The following is a 19,814-nucleotide window of genomic DNA, read 5'->3' on the forward strand; positions in this document are numbered from 1 at the left end:
AGGAGCTTCGTGAGCAATTCCCTGACCCAATTCAGCCGCCGCATCGGCCATGACTTCGCGCAGCCCGACCTGCTCGAGCTGGCCCTGACCCACCGCAGCTACGGCGGCCGCAACAACGAACGCCTGGAGTTCCTCGGCGACTCCATCGTCAACTTCGTCATCGCCGAGGACCTCTTCCAGCGCTTCCCGCAGGCGCGGGAAGGGCAGCTGTCGCGCCTGCGTGCACGCCTCGTCAAGGGCCAGACCCTGGCCGAGCTGGCCCGCGAGATGGAGTTCGGTGGCCACCTGCTGCTGGGCTCCGGCGAGATGAAGAGCGGCGGCCATCGCCGCGACTCGATCCTCGCCGATGCGGTCGAGGCGGTGATCGGTGCCATCTATCTGGACGCCGGCATGGAAACCGCCCGGGCCCGCGTGCTGGCCTGGTACGCCGAGCGCCTGGAGGCCATCAACCTGCAGGACACCCAGAAGGATCCCAAGACCCGGCTGCAGGAGTTCCTGCAGTCGCGCCAGTCGGCGCTGCCGCGCTACGAGGTGATCTCGGTGGAGGGCGAGGCCCATGCCCAGACCTTCACCGTGGAGTGCCACGTGGAAATGCTCGAGGAGCATACCCGGGGGATCGGTTCCAGCCGCCGCCACGCCGAACAGCAGGCCGCCGAGATGGCCCTGTCCCGCCTCGAAGGCCATGGAGGTCGCTCATGACACAACGCTGTGGTTTCGTGGCCATCGTTGGCCGCCCCAACGTCGGCAAGTCGACGCTGATGAACCGCATTCTCGGCCAGAAGATCTCCATCACCTCGCGGCGCCCGCAGACCACGCGCCATCAGGTGATGGGCATCAAGACCGAGGGTGACGACCAGTTCATCTACGTCGACACCCCGGGCATTCACATCCTCGAGAAGGATCGTGACAAGGCCATCAACCGCTTCATGAACCAGGCCGCCACCCAGGCCTTGCGTGACGTGGATGCGGTGGTCTTCATCATCGACCGCACGCGCTGGACCCAGGAAGACCAGGTGGTGCTCGACCGCCTGGCCAAGGTCGAGGTGCCGGTGATCCTGGCGGTCAACAAGGTCGATCGCCTCAAGGACAAGAAGGAACTGCTGCCCTGGCTGGAATCGGTCGGTGCGCGGCGGGACTTCGCCGCCATCGTGCCGATCGCCGCCAAGCACGGCACGCACGTGGAGGCGCTCGAGGCCGAGGTCGCCAAGCACCTGCCCGAGAGCATCCACTACTTCCCCGAGGATCAGGTCACCGACAAGAGCCAGCGTTTCCTGGCCGCGGAACTGGTGCGCGAGAAGGTCATGCGCCAGCTCGGCGACGAGCTGCCCTACCAGATGACCGTCGAGATCGAGGAGTTCCGCGACGAGGGTCGGGTGGTGCACATCAGTGCCCTGATCATGGTCGAGCGCCACGGGCAGAAGAAGATCCTGATCGGCGAGCGCGGCGAGCGGATCAAGAAGATCGGCCGCGAGGCGCGCCTCGACATGGAACGGGCGCTGGACGCCAAGGTCATGCTCAACCTCTGGGTCAAGGTCAAGAGCGGCTGGTCCGACGACGAGCGGGCCTTGAAGAGCCTGGGCTACGATCTGGATTGACCTCTCGGTGAGGGGGCTGGGGTGAGGCGTGAGGAGAGCCCTCGCGCCTTGCCTTGGCCCCTCACTCCTCACGCTTCTCTCCTGACGCCCGACCATGACCCCTCAGCCGGCCTATCTGCTGCACAAGCGCCCCTACCGCGAGACCAGCGCCCTGGTCGAGCTTCTGACGCTCGATCACGGGCGCGTGCGGGCCGTGGCGCGGGGCGTGCAGCGCCCGGGCAGTCGTGCCCGGGCGACCCTTCAGCCCTTCGCGCCGCTGCACATCACCTGGAGCGGTCAGGGCGAGCTCAAGCGCCTGTCGCTGATGGAGAGCCGGGCGCCGGCGGCGATGCTGGTGGGGGAGGGGCTGCTGTGCGGCCTCTACGCCAACGAGCTGCTGACCCGGCTGCTGCCGGTGGAGCTGCCGGTGGCTGATGTCTTCGCCTTCTACGCCGCTGCCCTGGAGGCGCTGCCGCGCCCCGACGGCCGGGCCGGCGCCCTGCGTCGCCTGGAGCTGTCGCTGCTCGAGGCGCTGGACGCCGAGCCGCGCTTCTGCACCCCGGGCGGCGAGTCCCTCGACCCCCAGACGCGCTATCGCTTCGACGTCGATTCCCGCGCCTTCCTGCCCGCCGAGACCGGCATCGACGGGCGTACGCTCAAGCTGCTGTCCGGCGGCGACTGGCGCGAACCGGGGCTCGCCGGTCCGGCCAAGGCGGTGACCCGGGCGGCGCTGGCGCCGCTGCTGGGCAGCCGGCCGCTGCGCTCCCGGGAGTGGATGCAGCAGCTGGTGGCGCGGCGCCGGACCGGCGGGAGCGCCGCCCGCGGCTAAACGGCCCGGCCTGAACGGTATGTTCCGGACGGCGGGCCAGGGCGCTTGGGCGACCGTCCGCTTACCCTTATCCTTGTGACCCTGTTTCCCTCGTATTCCGGACCTGGAGAGTTCCCCATGCATCCTCCCCGCATCCTGCTCGGCGTCAACATCGACCATATCGCCACCCTGCGTCAGGCGCGCGGCACTCGCTATCCCGATCCCGTCCAGGCGGCGCTGCTGGCCGAGGAGGCCGGGGCCGACGGCATCACCGTCCACCTGCGCGAGGACCGCCGGCACATCCAGGAGCGTGACGTGCGGCTGCTGGCCGAGGTACTCAACACGCGCATGAACCTGGAAATGGCGGTCACCGAGGCGATGCTGGGGCTGGCCGAGGAGATTCGCCCGGCCCACGTGTGCCTGGTGCCGGAGAAGCGCGAGGAACTGACCACCGAGGGTGGCCTGGACGTGGTCGGCGGCTTCGAGGCGATCGAGGCGGCCTGCCGCCGTCTCGCCGCGGCGGGCTCGGAAGTGTCGCTGTTCATCGACCCGGAGCCGGCGCAGATCGAGGCGGCGGCCAAGGCCGGGGCGCCGGTGATCGAGCTGCACACCGGGGCCTATGCCGAGGCCAAGGGCGCGGAGGCGGCCGCCGAGCACGCCCGTCTGGTCGCCGCCGCGGAGATGGCCGGCGAGCTGGGGCTGACCGTCAACGCCGGGCACGGCCTGCACTACCATAACGTCGAGGCCATCGCCGCCATCCCGGGGCTGCACGAACTCAACATCGGCCACGCCATCATCGCGCGGTCGCTGTTCGTCGGTCTCAAGGAGGCGGTGGCGGAGATGAAGCGCCTGGCCATCGCCGGCCAGGAGGCGGGATTCGTGGCGGCGCTCGATGAGCACGATCACGAGCATGATCACGACCATCAGGCCGACGGCAGCTGCTGCGGATGATCCTCGGGGTCGGCACCGACATTGCCCGGGTGGCGCGCTTCGAGACCGCCCAGGCGCGTCACGGCGAGCGCTTCGCCCGGCGGGTGCTGGGCGACGACGAGCTGGCGGGGTATCGGGAGCGCGGTCAGCCGGCCGCCTTCCTGGCCAAGCGTTTCGCCGCCAAGGAGGCCTTCGTCAAGGCGCTGGGCACCGGGCTGCGTCACGGCATGCGCTGGACCGAGATCCAGGTGGTCAACGATGCCCTCGGGCGTCCGGCGCTGGTGCTGTCCGGGCGTGCCCGGGAGCTGGCCGAGGCCGAAGGCGTCAGGAACCTTCACCTGTCGCTGTCGGACGAGGCGGCCTTCGCCGTGGCCTTCGTGGTGCTCGAGGCCTGAGGCGGGGTGCCGGGGCGTCCCGGCACCTCATCGGATCAGGCGCCGGACGTCGACGTCGAGGCGGGCTGAGCCGCCTGCCAGTCGCGCAGCGCGGTCATGGCCGCGTAGAGGTCCGGCAGCAGCGGTGTCACCGCGTCCAGCCCGCGGGAGCGCAGCCGGGTTTCCAGGGTCTCGGCCAGCAGCCCCAGGCGCGGCACGCCGCAGTAGCGGCAGGCGCCGTTGAGGGCGTGAATGGCATCGAGCAGCGCCTCGGCATCGCCGACTTCCATGGCCTGGCGAACCTGGGCTTCGCTCTCGTCCAGCGAATCGATCAGCTGGCCCAGCAGCTTGCGGGCCAGCGCCTCGCGCCCGCCGGCCAGCTGGGTGCCCAGGGCCAGGTCCACCGAGGCCAGCTCGCCATCGGTGGCCGGGTCGGCCTCCGGCGCCTCGCCGGCTTCCTCGAGCGCCAGGCCCACGCCCAGGTGATGACGCAGCAGGCTCGACAGCTGGGCGGTGTCCAGCGGTTTCTCGAGCACGCCGTCGAGGCCGCTTTGCAGCAGCTGGCGCCGCTGTTCGCTCTGCACGTGGGCGGTGACGGCGATGATCGGTACATGGCGCCAGTGCCCGCCCAGCTCGCGCAGCGCGCGGGTCGTTTCCACGCCATCCATGCCGCGCATGCGGATGTCCATCAGCACCACGTCGAAGCGTCTCTCCTGGGCCATGGCCAGGGCTTCCTCGCCGCTGGCGGCGAGTCCCACCTCCAGCTGCGGGCCGCTGATCAGCTCCTGGAGCAGCAGGCGGTTGGATTCGGTGTCGTCCACCACCAGCAGGCTCAGCGGGCCGCGGGGCGCCGCCGTCTGGCGGGCCGGCAGCCGGTCGCGACGGACCCGCGTCAGGGCGCGGCTGACCGATTCCACCAGGGTGCGCCGCGACAGCGGCTTGCTCAGCACCTCGCCGCCTTGGGGCAGCGGCAGCGCCGGCAGATCGGGCGGGCTGGCATTGACCAGCAGCATCGCTGGACACTCCAGGCGCTCCAGGCGCTGCTGCAGGGCCGTCTGCCCCGACGGCGACAGGTCCGCGTCGGTCAGGCCGAACACGGCCAGCGCCGTCTCGTGGCCGAGCGCCTGCCGCTCCCCGATCACGCGGGCTCCCCAGCGCCCCAGCAGGTGACGCAGGGCGGAGCGGGTCGGGCCGTGGGGCTCCTCTAGCACCACGCACTTGCCGTCGAGGGTCATCTCGGGTTCGCGCTCTTCCGGGGCCTCCGGCGGGCACGCCAGCGGCAGGCTGAAGGCGAAGGTCGACCCCTCGTCCGGGGTGCTCTCGACGCTGATCTCGCCGCCCATCTGTTCCACCAGCTGGCGGCTGATCGCCAGCCCCAGGCCGGTGCCGCCGAACTCGCGCTGGTGGCTGGCATCGGCCTGCCGGAAGGCCTGGAACAGCCGGCGCTGGGCCTCGTCGCTCATGCCGATGCCGGTATCGCTGACCGCCACCCGCAGCACCACGTGCCCGCCGGCACGTTGCTCGACCATCACGCGGACGATCACCTCGCCGTGCTCGGTGAACTTCACGGCGTTGCCGACCAGGTTGGTCAGCACCTGGCGGATGCGCAGCGGGTCGCCGCTGAGGGTCTCCGGCACGTCGTCGTAGACCAGGCCGAGCACCTGGATGCCCTTGGCCTGAGCCTGGGGCGCCTGCAGCCCCAGCACCTCGTCGACCAGGGCCACCATGTCGAGCTCGGTGTGTTCGAGTTCCAGGCGACCGGCCTCGATCTTGGAGAAGTCGAGCACGTCGTTGACCAGCATCAGCAGGTTGTCGCAGGCGCGCTGCACGTGGTCGAGCCATTCGCGCTGCCGGGGCGCCATCTCGGTGCGATGCAGCAGGCGACAGAAGCCGATGATGCCGTTGAGCGGGGTGCGGATCTCGTGGCTCATGTTGGCCAGGAATTCCGACTTGGCGCGGTTGGCTTCCAGGGCGCGGCGGTGCGCCAGGTCCAGCTCGATGTTCTGGACCTCGATGGTCTCCATGGATTCCTGCAGTTCGCCGGTGGCCTGCTCGATCTGGGCCTGCAGGTCGTCGCGGGCCGAGGCCAGGTGCTCGCCCAGGGCGTTGAGCCGCTGGGCGAGGCGGGCCAGCTCGGCCTCCTTCGGCACCGATAGCGGCTGCGGGGCGCCGCCGGCGGTCAGCCATTCCAGCGAGCGGGTGACGTCTTCCAGCGGCTGGGTCAGTCGGCGGCTCAGGCCGTAGGCCACCAGGAACAGCAGCAGGCCCACGATCAGCAGCAGCAGCCCGCCGCTGGCCAGGTGACGATAGTAGGTGAGGGGCAGCGTCGAGGCGTCGATGTCCAGCGTCAGCCGGGCGCCGGGCGCCCCGGGCAGCGCCGCCTGCAGCCGCCAATGTCGACCGTCCTCGATCAGCGCCGGACCCTGGGGGGGCGCAAGATCGCCGGCCTGGCGCAGTCGGCCGAGCTCCAGGCGGCGTTCGCCGTCGGCGTCCAGGATGCGCAGGGCGCGCACGTCCTCCAGCTCTAGCAGGCGGCCGGCCAGGGCCTCCAGTTCGGCCGCGTCGCCGGCGGCCAGCGCCTGGCCCAGGCTGGGGGCCAGCAGGTCGGCGGCCTGTGTCAGGCGCTCGCGCAGCTGCAGCCGATGATGGCGATCGTCCAGCTCCGTGACCGCCACCACCAGCAGGGCGATCAGCACCAGGGGCAGGGCGAGGATGGCCAGCATCAGGCGGGTCTTCAATGACATCGGGAGGGCTCGTCGGCTGGGGTGTCGTGCCCCAGTATGCCACAGCCGGCCGGGATGCCTGTCCAGTGTCGGTGCCCGAGGATATAATGCCGAAAAGACGTTTCCAGAAGGACGGTTGCATGCATTTCCCCACCCTGGAGGAGACCATCGGCCACACGCCGCTGGTCCGCCTGAAGCGCATCACGGCCGGGCGCAACAACACCCTGCTCGCCAAGCTCGAGGGCAACAATCCTGCCGGGTCGGTCAAGGACCGTCCGGCGCTGTCCATGCTCGAGCAGGCCGAGGCGCGGGGCACCATCTCTCCGGGCGACACCCTCGTCGAGGCGACCTCGGGCAATACCGGCATCGCCCTGGCCATGGCCGCGGCGATCAAGGGCTATCGACTGATCCTGATCATGCCGGAGAACGCCTCCAGCGAGCGCAAGCAGGCCATGGCCGCCTACGGCGCCGAGCTGATCGAGGTCAGCCGCGAGGGTGGCATGGAGGCGGCCCGCGACCTGGCCGAAAGCATGATCGCCCGGGGCGAGGGCAAGCCGCTCGACCAGTTCGCCAACCCCGACAATCCGCTGGCGCACTATCGGGGCACCGGTCCCGAGCTGTGGGAGCAGACCGGCGGCACCATCACCCACTTCGTCAGTTCCATGGGCACCACCGGCACCATCATGGGCGTCTCCCGCTACCTCAAGGAGCAGAGCCCCGAGGTACGCATCGTCGGCCTGCAGCCGGAAGACGGCGCCAGCATCGCCGGCATTCGCCGCTGGCCCGAGGCCTACCTGCCGGGCATCTTCGAGCCCGCCCGGGTCGACCGGGTGCTCGACATCGGCCAGGCCGAGGCCGAGGAGCACATGCGTCGCCTGGCCCGGGAGGAGGGGATCCTGTCCGGCGTGTCGTCCGGCGGGGCGCTCGCCGGCGCCCTGCGCATCGCCGAGGAGGTCGAGAACGCGGTGATCGTGTTCATCGTCTGCGACCGCGGCGACCGCTACCTGTCCACCGGCCTGTTCGCCCCGGAGTCCTGAGGTGGGGCTGGGACAACGACGGCCCGCGCGCAAGAATGCCGGCGTCTCGGGGCTGCAGACGGCGAAACGCGGCAAGAAGGCCGCCCGGGGCGGCGGCGATCAGGGCGCCATCCTGACGATCGATGGCCTGGCCCATGACGGCCGCGGCGTGGGGCGCCTGGGCGACGGCAAGACGGTGTTCGTCGACGGTGCCCTGCCGGGCGAGCGCGTCGAGATCGCCGTGCATCGGACCCGCCAGCGCTTCGACGAGGCCCACGTGCGCGAGGTGGTCGAGGCCTCGCCCGAGCGCGTCACGCCGCCCTGTGCCCACTACGGCACCTGCGGCGGCTGCGACCTGCAGCACCTGAGCCTGGGCGGTCAGCGTCGCCACAAACAGGCGGTGCTGCGCGAGCTGCTGGCCCGCCAGGGCATCGCTCCGGACGGCGAGCCCGAGCTGCTGGCCGAGGCCGGCGAAGGCTATCGGCGTCGGGCGCGCCTCGGCGTCAAGGTCGATGCCGACGGCCGGGTGCACCTGGGCTTCCGCGCCCGGCACAGCCACCGGCTGGTGGACCTCGACGACTGCCCCATTCTGGTGCCGGCACTGGCCGCCCTGCTGGCGCCTTTGCACCGTCATCTGGCCGAGCTCGAGGCGCCGCGTCAGGTCGGCCACCTGGAGCTGTCCTCGAGCGATGCCGGCATGACCCTGGTGATCCGCCAGCTGCGCGAGCACGACGGCGATACCCGCCGCTGGCGCGAGTTCGCGCTGGCCCGGGGATTGCATCTGGCACGCTGGGTGGGCCGCGAATCGCCGGCCTTCGAGTGGCTGACGCCGGCGCCGGACCTTCACGCCCGTCTGGCGGTCGACGAACGCTCGCTGAGGCTGGGTTTCGCGCCCGGCGATTTCCTTCAGGCCAACGAGGCGGTCAACCAGCGCATGGTGACCGAGGCGCTGGCGTGGCTCTCGCCCCTGGCGCCCGGCGAACGGGTACTCGACCTGTTTGCCGGGGTCGGCAACTTCAGCCTGCCGCTGGCGGCCCTGGGCGCCGAGGTGACGGCGGTGGAGGGCAGTTCGGCGATGGTCGAGCGGCTGGCCGACAACGCCCGGCGCAACGCGCTCGAGGTGACGGCCCGGCAGGCCGATCTCAGCCGCGCCGAGGCGCTGGGCACGCTGCTCGATGTGCCCGGGCTGCGCCAGGTGCTGCTCGATCCGCCCCGCGACGGCGCCGAGGCCGTGTGCCGAGCGCTGGCCGAGCGGCCGGTGCCGCGGGTGCTCTATGTGTCCTGCGATCCGGCGACCCTGGCACGGGATGCCGCGCATCTGGTGCGGGCGGGCTACGTCATCCAGCGGTGGGCGGTGGCCGACATGTTCGCCCACACCGCTCATCTGGAATCCATGCTGCTGCTCGAGCACCCGGACGCCGGGCAGCGGGGCGAAGGAGCGTCAAGCGATGGTTAAAGTGCGGGAAGATCAGCCCCTGACCGAGCGGGGAACGGTGGACATTCCCCGTTGGGTCGCGCGCCTGCAGGACGACGTCAAGCTGCGCGACGCCGAGGAGATGCGCGTGGCCTGCGAGCTGGCCGAGCGTCTCGAGCAGGAGTCCGACCGGCCCCACAAGGCCTGGCTCAAGGACGGATCGAGCTTCCGCATGGGCCTGGAGATGGCCGATATCCTTGGCGAGCTGCGCCTGGACCAGCCGGCCCTCGAGGCCGCGGTGCTCTATCGCGCGGTGCGCGAGGGGCTGATCGACCTGGCCGAGGTCACCAAGCGCTTCGGCCGCGAGGTGGCGGGGCTGATCGACGGCGTGCTGCAGATGGCCGCCATCAGCACCTCCCAGATGCCCTGCCAGGGGCTGAGCCAGCACGATCAGCAGGACAATCTGCGCAAGATGCTGGTCAACATGATCGACGACGTGCGGGTGGCGCTGATCAAGATCGCCGAGCGTACCTGCGCGCTGCGTCAGGTGCGCGACGCGCCCCGCGAGAAGCGCCTGCAGGTGGCCCGCGAGGTGTTCGACATCTACGCACCGCTGGCCCACCGGCTGGGCATCGGCCACCTCAAGTGGGAGCTGGAGGACCTGTCCTTCCGCTACCTGCACGAGGAGGACTACAAGACCATCGCCCGCCAGCTGGCCGAGAAGCGTCTCGACCGCAACCGCTACATCGAGGACGTGGTGGCCACCCTCAAGGGGTTGATGGAGGCCCAGGGCATCCATCAGTACCAGGTGGACGGCCGCGCCAAGCACATCTACTCGATCTGGCGGAAGATGAAGCGCAAGGCCATCGACTTCTCCCAGGTCCACGATATCCGCGCGGTGCGCATCCTGGTCCCCGAGATCACCGACTGCTACACCGTGCTCGGCATCGTCCACTCGCGCTGGCACCACGTGCCCACCGAGTTCGACGACTACATCGCCAACCCCAAGAAGAACGGCTATCAGTCCCTGCACACGGCGGTGTTCGGCCCCGAGGGCAAGGTGCTGGAGATCCAGATCCGCACCTTCTCGATGCACGAGGAGGCCGAGCTCGGGGTCTGCGCCCACTGGCGCTACAAGGGCCATGACACCAACGCCAGAAGCGCCAGCTACGAGGACAAGATCGCCTGGCTGCGCCAGGTGCTCGAGTGGCAGGAGGAAGTCGGCGACTTCGGCGACATCCGCGAGGGCCTGTCCAGCGACGTGGCGCCGGACCGCATCTACGTCTTCACCCCCGACGGCCACGTCATCGATCTGCCGCGGGAAGCCACGCCCATCGACTTCGCCTACCGGGTGCACACCGAGGTCGGTCACCGCTGTCGCGGGGCCAAGGTCAACGGGCGCATCGTGCCGTTGACCTACCGGCTCGGCACCGGCCAGCAGGTCGAGATCCTCACCGCCAGCAAGGGCGGGCCGAGCCGCGACTGGCTCAACCCCAACCTCGGTTACGTCTGCACCTCCCGGGCGCGGGCCAAGATCCAGTCCTGGTTCAAGCACCAGGCGCGGGACCGCAACCTCGAGGAGGGGCGCGTCCTCTTCGAGCGCGAGATGAAGCGCCTGGACGTCGGCGACATGGATCTCACCCGGCTGGCCAACCAGGTCAACTATGCCGGCCCCGAGGACATGTACGCCGCGCTGGGGGCCGGCGACCTGCGCATCGGCCAGGTGCTGCACCAAGCCCAGCAGCTGTTCGGCGAGAGCGACGACCAGGAGCAGCTCGACAAGCTGCTGGCCAAGCCGCGCAAGGCCGCCGACAAGCCGGAGGGCGACGGCATCACGGTGCTCGGGGTCGGCAACCTCAAGACCAGCATGGCCAACTGCTGCCATCCGGTGCCCGGCGAGTCGATCGTCGGCTTCATCACCCAGGGGCGCGGCGTCACCGTGCATCGCGAGGACTGCCCCAACATCCTGCAGCTGCGCCTCGACGAGCCCCAGCGGGTGATCGAGGTGGAGTGGGGCGAGCGGGCCCGCACCCAGTATCCGGTGGACATCGAGATCCAGGCCTGGGACCGCTCGGGGCTGCTGCGCGACGTGACCGCCGTACTCAGCCACGAGAAGGTCAACGTGCTGTCGGTGAACACGCTCACCGATACCGACGACGGCATCGCGCGGATGCAGATCACCCTGGAGGTGGACGGCCTGGAGACCCTCGGCCGGCTGTTCTCGCGCATCCAGCAGCTGTCCAACGTCATCGAGGTGCGTCGCCTGCGGGCCGGCGGCAAGGGCAAGAACAAGAAGAAGGGCAAGAAGTCATGAGCGAGCGCCGCTTCGATCTCGACGACCTGCTGACCCTGATGGCGGTGCTGCGCGACCCCGAGCAGGGCTGCCCCTGGGACGTGAAACAGGACTGGGACAGCATCGTGCCCCACACCCTGGAGGAAGCCTATGAGGTGGCCGACGCCATCGAGCGTCGCGCCTATGACGAGCTGCCGGGCGAGCTGGGCGACCTGCTGTTCCAGGTGGTCTACTACAGCCAGTTCGCCGCCGAGGAGGGCCGCTTCGACTTCCGCGACGTGGTCCATACCCTCACCGCCAAGATGCTGCATCGTCACCCTCACGTCTTTCCCGACGGCACCCTGGCCTCGCGCCGAGAGGACGCGAGCGCCGCCGAGGTGGAAACCCGGCAGGTACACTCGCGCTGGGAGTCGCTCAAGGCCGAGGAACGCGACGCGCGGGCCGAGGAAGCGGCCTCGGTGCTGGACGACGTGCCACGCAACCTGCCGGCGCTGTCCCGGGCGGCCAAGCTGTCCAAGCGCGCCGCCCGGGTCGGCTTCGACTGGCCGGACAGCCGCGGCGTGATCGCCAAGCTGCGCGAGGAACTCGCCGAAGTGGAAGAGGCGCTGGCCGAGGGCGATCATGACCACGCTCGGGAGGAGGTCGGCGACCTGCTGTTCGCCGCCGTCAACCTGGCGCGCACCCTGGACGCCGATCCGGAACGCTGCCTGCGTGGCACCAACGGCAAGTTCGAGCGCCGTTTCCGCCGGGTGGAGGCCGCCCTTCAGGAAGAGGGCGTGACGCCGGCGGAGGCGGGGCTCGAGCGCATGGAACGGCACTGGCAGGCGGCGAAGCGACACGATAATCACAACGATATTCCCCCCACCCACGAGTGAAGGAGAATCCTGGACATGAGCCACGACCTGCACGAATCGCTGCGGGACAACGTCCGCATCCTGGGCGACAGTCTGGGGCGTACCATTGCCGATGATCTCGGCAAGGACTTCGTCGATCGCATCGAGACCATCCGCGGCCTCGCCAAGCAGGGTCGCCAGCGCGAGGCCGACAGCAACCGCCAGCTGATCGACTACCTGCGTGGCCTGCCCGACAGCGACCTGCTGCCGGTGACCCGTGCCTTCAACCAGTTCCTCAACCTGGCCAACATGGCCGAGCAGCACTATCGCGCCCGCTTCCGCCGGGTCGAGGACTACAAGCCCGGCGCCCAGCCGGTGCTCGGCGAGCTGCTCGAACGCGCGCGCAGCGAGGGCCACACGCCGCGCAAGCTGGTCGAGGCGCTGGCCGGCATGCGGGTCGAGCTGGTGCTGACCGCTCACCCCACCGAGGTCATCCGCCGGACGCTGATCCAGAAGTACGACGCCATCGATGAGTGTCTGACCATCATCGAATCCTCTACCGACTATCCCGAGCGCGCCGCCCGCGCCCACGGCCGCCTCGAGGAGCTGATCAGCCAGGCCTGGCACACCGACGAGATTCGCCACGAGCGCCCGACACCGGTGGACGAGGCTCGCTGGGGCTTCGCGGTGATCGAGAACTCGCTGTGGCAGGCGGTGCCGGACTTCCACCGCGACCTCGACAATCTGCTGCTCGATACCGCCGGCGAGCGGCTGCCGCTGGACGCCGCGCCGATCCGCTTCGCCTCCTGGATGGGTGGCGACCGCGACGGCAACCCCAATGTCACCGCCAAGGTCACCCGCGAGGTGCTGCTGCTGGGCCGCTGGATGGCGGCGGACCTCTACTCGCGCGACCTCGAGCAGCTCAAGGCCGAGCTCTCCATGTGGAAGGCCAACAGCGCGCTCAAGGCCGAAGTGGGCGATGTCGCCGAGCCGTATCGCGAGCTGATCAAGCGCCTGCTGAGCAAGGTCGAGGCCACCCGCGACTGGGCCCAGGCCCAGCTCGACGGCGTCAATTACGACGGCGGGCCGATCATCGAGACCCGCGACCAGCTCTACGCGCCGCTGCTGGCCTGCTACCGCTCGCTGTGCGACGTGGGCCTCGACACCATCGCCAACGGCGTGCTGCTCGACACCCTGCGCCGGGTCTCGGTGTTCGGCGTCACCCTCACCAAGCTCGACCTGCGCCAGGAGTCCACGCGCCACGAGCAGGTGATGGAAGAGCTCACCGACAGCCTGGGGCTCGGCCACTATCGCGACTGGAGCGAGGAGCAGCGCCAGGAATTTCTGCTCGACGAGCTGTCCTCCCGCCGGCCGCTGATTCCGCGTCGCTGGGAGTGCTCCGCCGAGACCCGCGAGGTGATCGACACCTTTCGCGTGATCGGCTCCGAGCACGTCGAGGCGCTGGGCACCTACATCATCTCCATGGCCGGCCAGCCCTCCGACGTGCTGGCGGTGGCGCTGCTGATGAAGGAAGTGGGCGGCGAGGCGACGCTGCCGATCGCGCCGCTGTTCGAGACCCTGGACGACCTCAACCGCGCCGGTGACGTCATCGACCGGCTGCTGGCGCTGCCGGGCTATCGACGGCTGATCGGGGATCGTCAGGAAGTGATGATCGGCTACTCGGACTCGGCCAAGGATGCCGGCCAGCTGGCCGCGGCCTGGGCCCAGTACCGGGCCCAGGAGACGCTGGTGGAGGTCTGCCGGCGCCACGACGTCGACCTGACGCTGTTCCACGGCCGCGGAGGCACGGTGGGTCGCGGCGGCGGTCCGGCCCATGCGGCCATCCTGTCCCAGCCGCCGGGATCGGTGAACGGCAGCCTGCGGGTGACCGAGCAGGGCGAGATGATCCGCTTCAAGTTCGGCCAGCCCGATATCGCCCTGCGCTCCATGGAGATCTACGCCTGTGCGGTGCTCGAGGCCTCGCTGCTGCCGCCGCCGGCCCCCGAACCGGCCTGGCGCGAGGAGATGGACCGCCTCGCCGGCGTGGCCCACCAGGCCTACGTGGGCGTGGTGCGCGAGGACCCCGACTTCGTGCCCTACTTCCGCTCGGTGACGCCGGAGACGGCGCTGGGTCGGCTGCCGCTGGGTTCGCGCCCCGCCAAGCGGCGCCAGGACGGCGGCGTCGAGACCCTGCGCGCCATTCCCTGGATCTTCGCCTGGACCCAGACGCGGCTGATGCTGCCGGCCTGGCTGGGCAGCGGCGAGGCCTTCGCCAAGCGCATCCAGGAGCCGGGCGGGCTCGAGGTGTTGCGCGAGATGCGCGACCGCTGGCCGTTCTTCGGCACCTACCTCGACATGCTCGAGATGCTGCTGGCCAAGGCGGATGTCAGCATCGCGGCCTACTACGAGCAGCGCCTGGTCGACGAGCCGGCCCTGCAGGCCCTCGGCAAGCGGTTGCGCGAGCGCTTCGGTCGTCTCAACGGTGCGGTGCTCTCGATCCTGGATCAGGACGAGCTGCTCGAGAGCACGCCGCTGATCCGTCAGGCAGTAGAGGTGCGCAACCCCTACATCGACCCGCTTCACGGCCTTCAGGCCGAGCTCCTGCAGCGTAACCGCGACGCCGATGGCGCGATCAGCGGCGACCTGTCCCGGGCGTTGATGGTGACCATGGCCGGCATCGCCGCCGGGCTGCGCAACACCGGCTGATCCCCGGCGCCGTGCGAGGCGCGCCGAACGACAGAAAACCCCGAAGGCCCTTGGCCTTCGGGGTTTTTGGTCTGATGGAAGCGGTGAGGCGCGCCCGGTCTGCGGCGTGGAGGCCTGGTGGAACAGGCTAGAAGGGCAGATGCACCGAGGCGGTGATCATGTTGAGGTGTTCGAGCGCGGGGTCGTCGACGCGCTCGACCTCCAGGCGGCTGACCCAGTCGTTGTCGAAGTCGAGCCGTGCACCGAAGCCGTTGACCCGCGTCATGCCGCCCTGGGAGAGCTCGGGGGCGTGGCCGCTGGCCGCCTTGCCCTGCCAGCCGGCGAGGCCCGACTTGGCGTAGAGACCGAAGGCACCGAAGCGCACGCCGGCCAGCAGGCTGCCGCCGAGGCTGGTGGTATCGAGCAGGGTGTCGCGGGTCGCACCGGTCACGGGGACGTCGTTGCTTTCCCGATAGCGAATCTCGGCGCCGAAGTCGAAGCTCGGCAGATCGTGTGGCGACAGGCCGGCGGTGAGACGGAAGCCCGATGTCACGCCATCGGGGCTCTGGACGTTGCCGCCCAGCAGCTGCACCCCGTTGTCGAGGCGAGCGAGGGCGGTGTCGTCACCCGCGTAGGCAGGCTCGTCGGCGCCTGCCAGCGCAGGGGTGGCGCTCAGGGTGGGGAGCAGCAGCAGGGCGATCAGCATCGACCGCCATGGACTCGGGATCTTCATCGCTCAGGCCTGGAGAGGGTGCCCGTCGGGTATCGTTACCAGAATGAGGCTAGCAGGTGACACCCGAGACGGCCAGGCGATGCGTCACTGTCGGGCGACGGAGCCGGACACGGAATCGGTCTCGGCCAGCCGGGCGTGGAGTCCCGCCAGCGCCGGCGTCGCCAGGCCGTGGCGGCGCCCGGCCGCCAGCAGCGGGCCGAGAATGGCCTCGTGCTCGGTGGGCCGGCCGGCCTGCACGTCCTGAAGCATCGAGGCGCGATTGTTGGCGGTCGACGACACCACCGACCACACCCGCGCCGACCAGCCGGCCGCCGGGGCCGGAATGGCCTCGGCGGCCATCACCGCCGAGACTTCCTCGATCACGGCCTCGACCATGGGCCGGAAGGGGCGATCACGCAGCTGGCCGTTGCGGATCCGGAAGCGGGCGACCAGCGGGTTGATGGCGGCATTGACGGCAAGCTTGTGCCACAGCCTCACGCGGATATCGTCCACCGCGACGGTGGTCAGCCCCGCCGTGCCGAGGCCTGCCGCGATGTCTTCGGCCAGCCGGGTGTGGCGGCCGGCGAGATCGCCGATCACCGTCTGCCCGCGGCCGGCATGCACCACGCCGGCATCGCCGTCGGGATACGCGCCCTCGGTGGTGCTGGCGCACAGCACCGGGCCCGACCAGCGCTCGCTCAGGCGCGGCTGAACGCCGTAGCCGTTCTGCCACAGCACCAGCGGCGTGTCCGGGGCGAGCCGCGGAGCGATCGCCTCGAAGGCGGCCTCGGCGGCGTAGGCCTTGGTGGTCAGGTGCACGATATCGGCGCGTTCGGCGAGTCCGTCGGGCAGCGTCGCGGGCGTGACGCTGTCGAGCTCGTGCGAGAGCGTTTCGCCGCTCGGGGTGGTCAGGGTCTGACAGCGCGGCAGCTCGCGGCGGCCGATCAGGGTGACGGACATCGTGGCGGCCAGGTGCAGCGCCAGTAACCGCCCGACGGCGCCAGGCCCGAGGATCAGCGTGTTCATGAGGACGTGCTCCGCTTGCGTCGGGCGGTGCCGGCCTTGGCGCCTTTCGCGGCCTTGCCGGCGCCGCCTCGGCCGGTGCCCTTGCCACCGCCCTTGCTGGCGCTCCGGCTTCCTGTGCCGCGTCGCGCCTTGCCACCCGACCTGCCCGAGCGAGCCGCCGGTTCGGCGCCTCGCGCATTGGCCAGAGACTGGCGCAGGCGGCCGGCGTCGGCGCGGCCGAGCAGCTCGCGCAGGTCGGTGACGAGGGCGTCGAGGAAGGGCGCCGGGGCGTCGCCGGCCTCGGCGATGGCGGAGAGCCGCTGCTCCCACAGGGCGGTGCGCTCGGGGCGGCTCACGGCCTCGGGCAGCGAGGCGATCAGGGCGTCGCCCAGGCGGGTGGCGCGCAGGGCCTTGCCTTCGCGTACCAGATAGCCGCGGGTCTCCAGGGTCTCGAGGATGCCGGCGCGGGTGGCCTCGGTGCCCAGGCCATCGGCGTCGCGCAGGGTGCGGCGAACCTCCGGGTCGTCCACGTAGCGGGCGATGTTCATCATCGCCTTGATCAGGCTGGCGTCGGTGAAGGGCTCCGGCGGGCGGGTCTCGCGGTCCTCCACGCCGGCGTCCTCGACGCGGCAAGCCTCGCCCTCGTCGAGCGGCGGCAGCGGCGGGGCCTCGTCGCGGGTGGTGAACAGCGGCTTCCAGCCGGGATCGAGGATCTCCTGGCCGCGGGCGCGGAACAGCTCACCGATGATGGTGAACTCGGCCTTCACCTCGCGGGTCGAGAGCGCAGGATAGAACTGGGCCAGCACGTTGCGCGCGATCAGCCGGAAGACGTCGGCCTCCTGGCGCGAGAGCGTCGCCGGATCGGCGGTCTTGCCAGTGGGCGCGAGGGCATGGTGGGCGCCGACCTGCTTGTCGTTCCAGGCCTTGGAGCGCTTCGAAAAGTCGGCGCCGGCGAGCCAGCCGCGCAGGGTGTCGTCGCCGGCGCAGGCGCCCTCGAGGGTGCGGCGGGCTCCGGCGAAGTGCTCCTCGGGCAGGTAGCGGCAGTCCGAGCGCGGATAGGTGATCAGCTGGTGGCGCTCGTAGAGGCGCTGACAGATGTCCAGCACCGCCTTGGCCGAGAGCCCGTGGCGGCGGGCGGCGTCGACCTGCAGCGCCGACAGCGAGTAGGGCAGGGGCGCGGCCTGGCGCTTGTCGCGGCGCTCGAGCTTGGTCAGCCGGCCCTCGGCGCCGGGCAGTCGCTCGGCCAGCGCGGCCGCCGGGGCGCGTTCGAGCAGTCGTCCCTGATCGTCCAGCAGATGCCCCTCACCGGGCGCCCACCAGGCCCTCAGGCGGCCGCGGGAAACCGCCAGATCGGCCCACAGCACGTAGAAGGGCTTGGGCGTGAAGTCGCGGATCTCGGCGTCGCGGCGTACCACCAGGCCCAGCACCGGCGTCTGCACCCGGCCCACCGAGAGCACGCCATCGTTCCCCGCCTGTCGGCCGATCAGCGTCCAGGCGCGGGTCAGGTTGATGCCGTACAGCCAGTCGGCCCGGGAACGGGCCTGGGCGGCGCGGTAGAGCGGCGCGTAGCGGGCGTTGTCCTCCAGCCGCGATAGCGCGCGTTTCACGGCCGGGGCGTTGAGGTCGCTGACCAGCAGTCGCGACACCGGCCCCTTCCAGCCCAGGTGCTCGATGACCTCCTGTACCAGCAGCTGGCCCTCGCGGTCGGGATCGCCGGCGTGCACGACCTCGCCGGCCTGCTTGAGCAGCCGGCGGATCACCGCGATCTGCCCCCTGGCCTTGGGCCGCGGGGCGAGTTTCCACTGCTCGGGCAGGATCGGCAGGGTATCGAGCCGCCAGCTCTTGAGGGCGGGATCGTAGGCCTCGGGCGGGGCCTGTTCCAGCAGGTGGCCGAGGCACCAGGTGACCGTGGTATCGCCGGCCACCAGGGCGCCGTCCTCGCGGCGAACGGCGGCGGGCAGGGCGTCGGCGATGGCCCGGGCCAGGCTCGGCTTCTCGGCGATGATCAGGCGCATGGGTCCTCGTCGTCGGCATCACGGTCGATGGAAGAAAGTATGGGAATTCTTACAGTATTTACCACGGGCCGCCAGGGGTAAGATGGGGCGACGCTGTACAATGCTTGTCACACTTTATCGGAGGGCGTGATAGATGCGCGAACGCGGCCGCACACGGCGCCTGCTGGGCCTGGGCACTCGTACCGGTGGGGCACTGCTGCGTACCCGACTGGGCGGGCAGGCCGACTGGCGTGCCCTCGGCGAGGCGCTGTTCGAGGGGCTCTCCGAGCTCAAGGGGCCGGCCATGAAGCTGGCCCAGGTGATGTCCCAGTGGGATGATCTGCTGCCGCCGGAGCTGGCCGACGAGCTGGCCCGGCTGCAGCGCCAGGCCACGCCGATGCCCTGGGAGTCCATTCAGGGCACGCTCGAGGCGCAGTACGGCGACCTGGAGGCGGTCTTCGCCGAGGTCGAGACCGCGCCCTTCGCCAGTGCCTCCATGGGCCAGGTGCACCGGGCGGTGACCCGAGATGGCGAGACGGTGGTGCTCAAGGTGCAGTACCCCGGCCTCGCCGAGGTGCTGGAGGGCGATCTCGCCCAGCTGCGTCGCCTGATGCGTCTGGGACGCTGGTTCAAGGTGCCCCAGGCGCGCCTCGATGCGCTGTTCGAGGAGCTCGCCGCCGGCCTGCGCGACGAGCTGGACTACCGGGCCGAGGCCGAGCACCTGGCGGGTTACCGGGCGCGCTATGCGCATCTCGACTCGCTGGTGATCCCCGAGCCGCTGACCGATCTCTGCGGGCCCCATGTGCTGGCGATGCGCCACGTGGCGGGCACGCCGCTGCGCGAGCTGGAGGATGCCGACGACGCCGTGCGTCAGCGGGTGGCCACGACCCTGGCCGACTGGCTGACCGAGGAGCTGTTCACCTTCGGCGAACTGCACGCCGACCCCCATGCCGGCAACTTCGCCGCCGATGACGAGGGTCGGCTGGTGATCTATGACTTCGGCGCCGTCATCCCGGTGCCTCGCGAGCGGCTGTCGGCGATGATGCGCCTGCTCGAGGCCACCCTGGCCGCGGACCCCATGGCCATGGATGCGGCGATGCTCGAGCTGGGCGGTCGCCAGGGCGAGGGCGCGCCCCTGGCGCTCTACCGCGAGGCCGCCGAGGCCGTGGGTCCGCTGTTCGCCCCCGGCGTCCAGGACTTCGGCGACGTACGCGTGCACCGCCGGCTGCGCGAGCTGAGCCCGCGGGTGTGGGCGGCCATGGATCGCCTGCAGCCGCCGGCGGACACCCTGCTGCTGTCGCGTACCCTGAACGGCCACTACTGGAACCTGGTGCGCCTCGGCGCGCGGCTGGACATGGATGCCCGGGTACGGCCCCTCTTCGCGCAGGTGTCGCGGTGAGCGGCTGCCAGCCCGGCCCGCGGCTGGTAGACTGTGCGGTTTTTCGGCAGGGGA

At 70.6% G+C, this 19,814-nt stretch carries 15 protein-coding genes; 11 read left to right on the top strand and 4 right to left on the bottom strand.

Translation table 11 applies throughout. The annotated features are described in order from the left end of the window. The first annotated feature begins 9 nt into the window (after nucleotides 1-9). The 5 genes from rnc (at nucleotide 10) to acpS (ending at nucleotide 3,707) form a co-directional block, all read left to right on the top strand. Nucleotides 10-699, top strand: a complete 690-nt coding sequence (gene rnc / locus CVH10_RS11870; protein ID WP_035596744.1) for a ribonuclease III — start codon at nucleotides 10-12, stop codon at nucleotides 697-699. Next, entirely contained in the window at nucleotides 696-1,595 is a 900-nt protein-coding gene (gene era / locus CVH10_RS11875; protein WP_035596747.1) for a GTPase Era, read from the top strand. The genes rnc and era overlap by 4 nt, the downstream gene beginning before the upstream one ends. A 94-nt stretch (nucleotides 1,596-1,689) precedes the next feature. Then, entirely contained in the window at nucleotides 1,690-2,403 is a 714-nt protein-coding gene (gene recO / locus CVH10_RS11880) for a DNA repair protein RecO (protein ID WP_035596749.1), read from the top strand. Nucleotides 2,404-2,520: 117 nt separating this feature from the next. Next, on the top strand, nucleotides 2,521-3,333 hold the full coding sequence (gene pdxJ, locus CVH10_RS11885) for a pyridoxine 5'-phosphate synthase (protein ID WP_035596752.1): 813 nt from the start codon (nucleotides 2,521-2,523) through the stop codon (nucleotides 3,331-3,333). After that, a complete protein-coding gene (gene acpS, locus CVH10_RS11890; protein ID WP_035596754.1) occupies nucleotides 3,330-3,707 on the top strand; it encodes a holo-ACP synthase in 378 nt (125 codons plus the stop codon). Before pdxJ ends, acpS begins: the two co-directional genes overlap by 4 nt. A 35-nt stretch (nucleotides 3,708-3,742) precedes the next feature. Here acpS and CVH10_RS11895 read toward each other — a convergent pair whose 3' ends face one another. Continuing rightward, complete coding sequence (locus CVH10_RS11895) at nucleotides 3,743-6,430, bottom strand: ATP-binding protein (protein ID WP_106488787.1); 2,688 nt, start codon at nucleotides 6,428-6,430, stop codon at nucleotides 3,743-3,745. Nucleotides 6,431-6,549: 119 nt separating this feature from the next. Here CVH10_RS11895 and cysM point away from each other — a divergent pair, with 119 nt between their 5' ends. Genes cysM through ppc form a run of 5 tightly spaced genes read left to right on the top strand, consistent with a single transcriptional unit; the run spans nucleotide 6,550 to nucleotide 14,671 of the window. Further along, nucleotides 6,550-7,446 (top strand): cysteine synthase CysM, encoded by an 897-nt coding sequence (gene cysM, locus CVH10_RS11900; RefSeq protein ID WP_035596759.1) that lies wholly within the window; start codon nucleotides 6,550-6,552, stop codon nucleotides 7,444-7,446. 1 nt (nucleotide 7,447) lies between these two features. Next, on the top strand, nucleotides 7,448-8,881 hold the full coding sequence (locus CVH10_RS11905; RefSeq protein WP_106488788.1) for a TRAM domain-containing protein: 1,434 nt from the start codon (nucleotides 7,448-7,450) through the stop codon (nucleotides 8,879-8,881). After that, nucleotides 8,874-11,153, top strand: coding sequence for a GTP diphosphokinase (gene relA / locus CVH10_RS11910; RefSeq protein WP_106488789.1), 2,280 nt, complete (start codon nucleotides 8,874-8,876; stop codon nucleotides 11,151-11,153). Before CVH10_RS11905 ends, relA begins: the two co-directional genes overlap by 8 nt. Next, nucleotides 11,150-12,007, top strand: coding sequence for a nucleoside triphosphate pyrophosphohydrolase (mazG, locus tag CVH10_RS11915; protein ID WP_035596767.1), 858 nt, complete (start codon nucleotides 11,150-11,152; stop codon nucleotides 12,005-12,007). The genes relA and mazG overlap by 4 nt, the downstream gene beginning before the upstream one ends. Before the next feature lie 15 nt (nucleotides 12,008-12,022). Then, a complete protein-coding gene (ppc, locus tag CVH10_RS11920; protein WP_106488790.1) occupies nucleotides 12,023-14,671 on the top strand; it encodes a phosphoenolpyruvate carboxylase in 2,649 nt (882 codons plus the stop codon). A 127-nt stretch (nucleotides 14,672-14,798) separates the two neighbouring features. On the opposite strand, the gene CVH10_RS11925 is transcribed toward ppc, so the two are convergent. The 3 genes from CVH10_RS11925 to CVH10_RS11935 form a co-directional block, all read right to left on the bottom strand. Further along, the gene (locus CVH10_RS11925) at nucleotides 14,799-15,356 is read right to left on the bottom strand and encodes a hypothetical protein (RefSeq protein ID WP_369335791.1); all 558 of its coding nucleotides are present in this window, start codon (nucleotides 15,354-15,356) and stop codon (nucleotides 14,799-14,801) included. Between the two features lie 111 nt (nucleotides 15,357-15,467). Next, nucleotides 15,468-16,388, bottom strand: a complete 921-nt coding sequence (locus tag CVH10_RS11930) for a ketopantoate reductase family protein (RefSeq protein WP_106488792.1) — start codon at nucleotides 16,386-16,388, stop codon at nucleotides 15,468-15,470. Continuing rightward, entirely contained in the window at nucleotides 16,385-18,382 is a 1,998-nt protein-coding gene (locus CVH10_RS11935; protein ID WP_106488793.1) for a DNA topoisomerase III, read from the bottom strand. Before CVH10_RS11935 ends, CVH10_RS11930 begins: the two co-directional genes overlap by 4 nt. A gap of 133 nt (nucleotides 18,383-18,515) precedes the next feature. Between CVH10_RS11935 and CVH10_RS11940 the strand changes: the two genes are divergently transcribed. Beyond that, nucleotides 18,516-19,760 (top strand): AarF/ABC1/UbiB kinase family protein, encoded by a 1,245-nt coding sequence (locus CVH10_RS11940; RefSeq protein WP_035596781.1) that lies wholly within the window; start codon nucleotides 18,516-18,518, stop codon nucleotides 19,758-19,760. Nucleotides 19,761-19,814 lie beyond the last annotated feature (54 nt).

Origin of the sequence: Halomonas sp. ND22Bw (assembly GCF_003011945.1) — a bacterium.
GTDB lineage: Bacteria > Pseudomonadota > Gammaproteobacteria > Pseudomonadales > Halomonadaceae > Halomonas > Halomonas halophila.

What these genes read in the sequence shown, in the direction of transcription:
- relA (WP_106488789.1), top strand. Translation starts at nt 8,874, where the DNA reads ATGGTTAAAGTGCGGGAAGATCAGCCCCTGACCGAGCGGGGAACGGTG.
- acpS (WP_035596754.1), top strand. Translation starts at nt 3,330, where the DNA reads ATGATCCTCGGGGTCGGCACCGACATTGCCCGGGTGGCGCGCTTCGAG.
- CVH10_RS11925 (WP_369335791.1), bottom strand. Translation starts at nt 15,356, where the DNA reads ATGCTGATCGCCCTGCTGCTGCTCCCCACCCTGAGCGCCACCCCTGCG.
- CVH10_RS11930 (WP_106488792.1), bottom strand. Translation starts at nt 16,388, where the DNA reads ATGAACACGCTGATCCTCGGGCCTGGCGCCGTCGGGCGGTTACTGGCG.
- pdxJ (WP_035596752.1), top strand. Translation starts at nt 2,521, where the DNA reads ATGCATCCTCCCCGCATCCTGCTCGGCGTCAACATCGACCATATCGCC.
- cysM (WP_035596759.1), top strand. Translation starts at nt 6,550, where the DNA reads ATGCATTTCCCCACCCTGGAGGAGACCATCGGCCACACGCCGCTGGTC.
- CVH10_RS11895 (WP_106488787.1), bottom strand. Translation starts at nt 6,430, where the DNA reads ATGTCATTGAAGACCCGCCTGATGCTGGCCATCCTCGCCCTGCCCCTG.
- recO (WP_035596749.1), top strand. Translation starts at nt 1,690, where the DNA reads ATGACCCCTCAGCCGGCCTATCTGCTGCACAAGCGCCCCTACCGCGAG.
- era (WP_035596747.1), top strand. Translation starts at nt 696, where the DNA reads ATGACACAACGCTGTGGTTTCGTGGCCATCGTTGGCCGCCCCAACGTC.
- mazG (WP_035596767.1), top strand. Translation starts at nt 11,150, where the DNA reads ATGAGCGAGCGCCGCTTCGATCTCGACGACCTGCTGACCCTGATGGCG.
- CVH10_RS11935 (WP_106488793.1), bottom strand. Translation starts at nt 18,382, where the DNA reads ATGCGCCTGATCATCGCCGAGAAGCCGAGCCTGGCCCGGGCCATCGCC.
- CVH10_RS11940 (WP_035596781.1), top strand. Translation starts at nt 18,516, where the DNA reads ATGCGCGAACGCGGCCGCACACGGCGCCTGCTGGGCCTGGGCACTCGT.
- ppc (WP_106488790.1), top strand. Translation starts at nt 12,023, where the DNA reads ATGAGCCACGACCTGCACGAATCGCTGCGGGACAACGTCCGCATCCTG.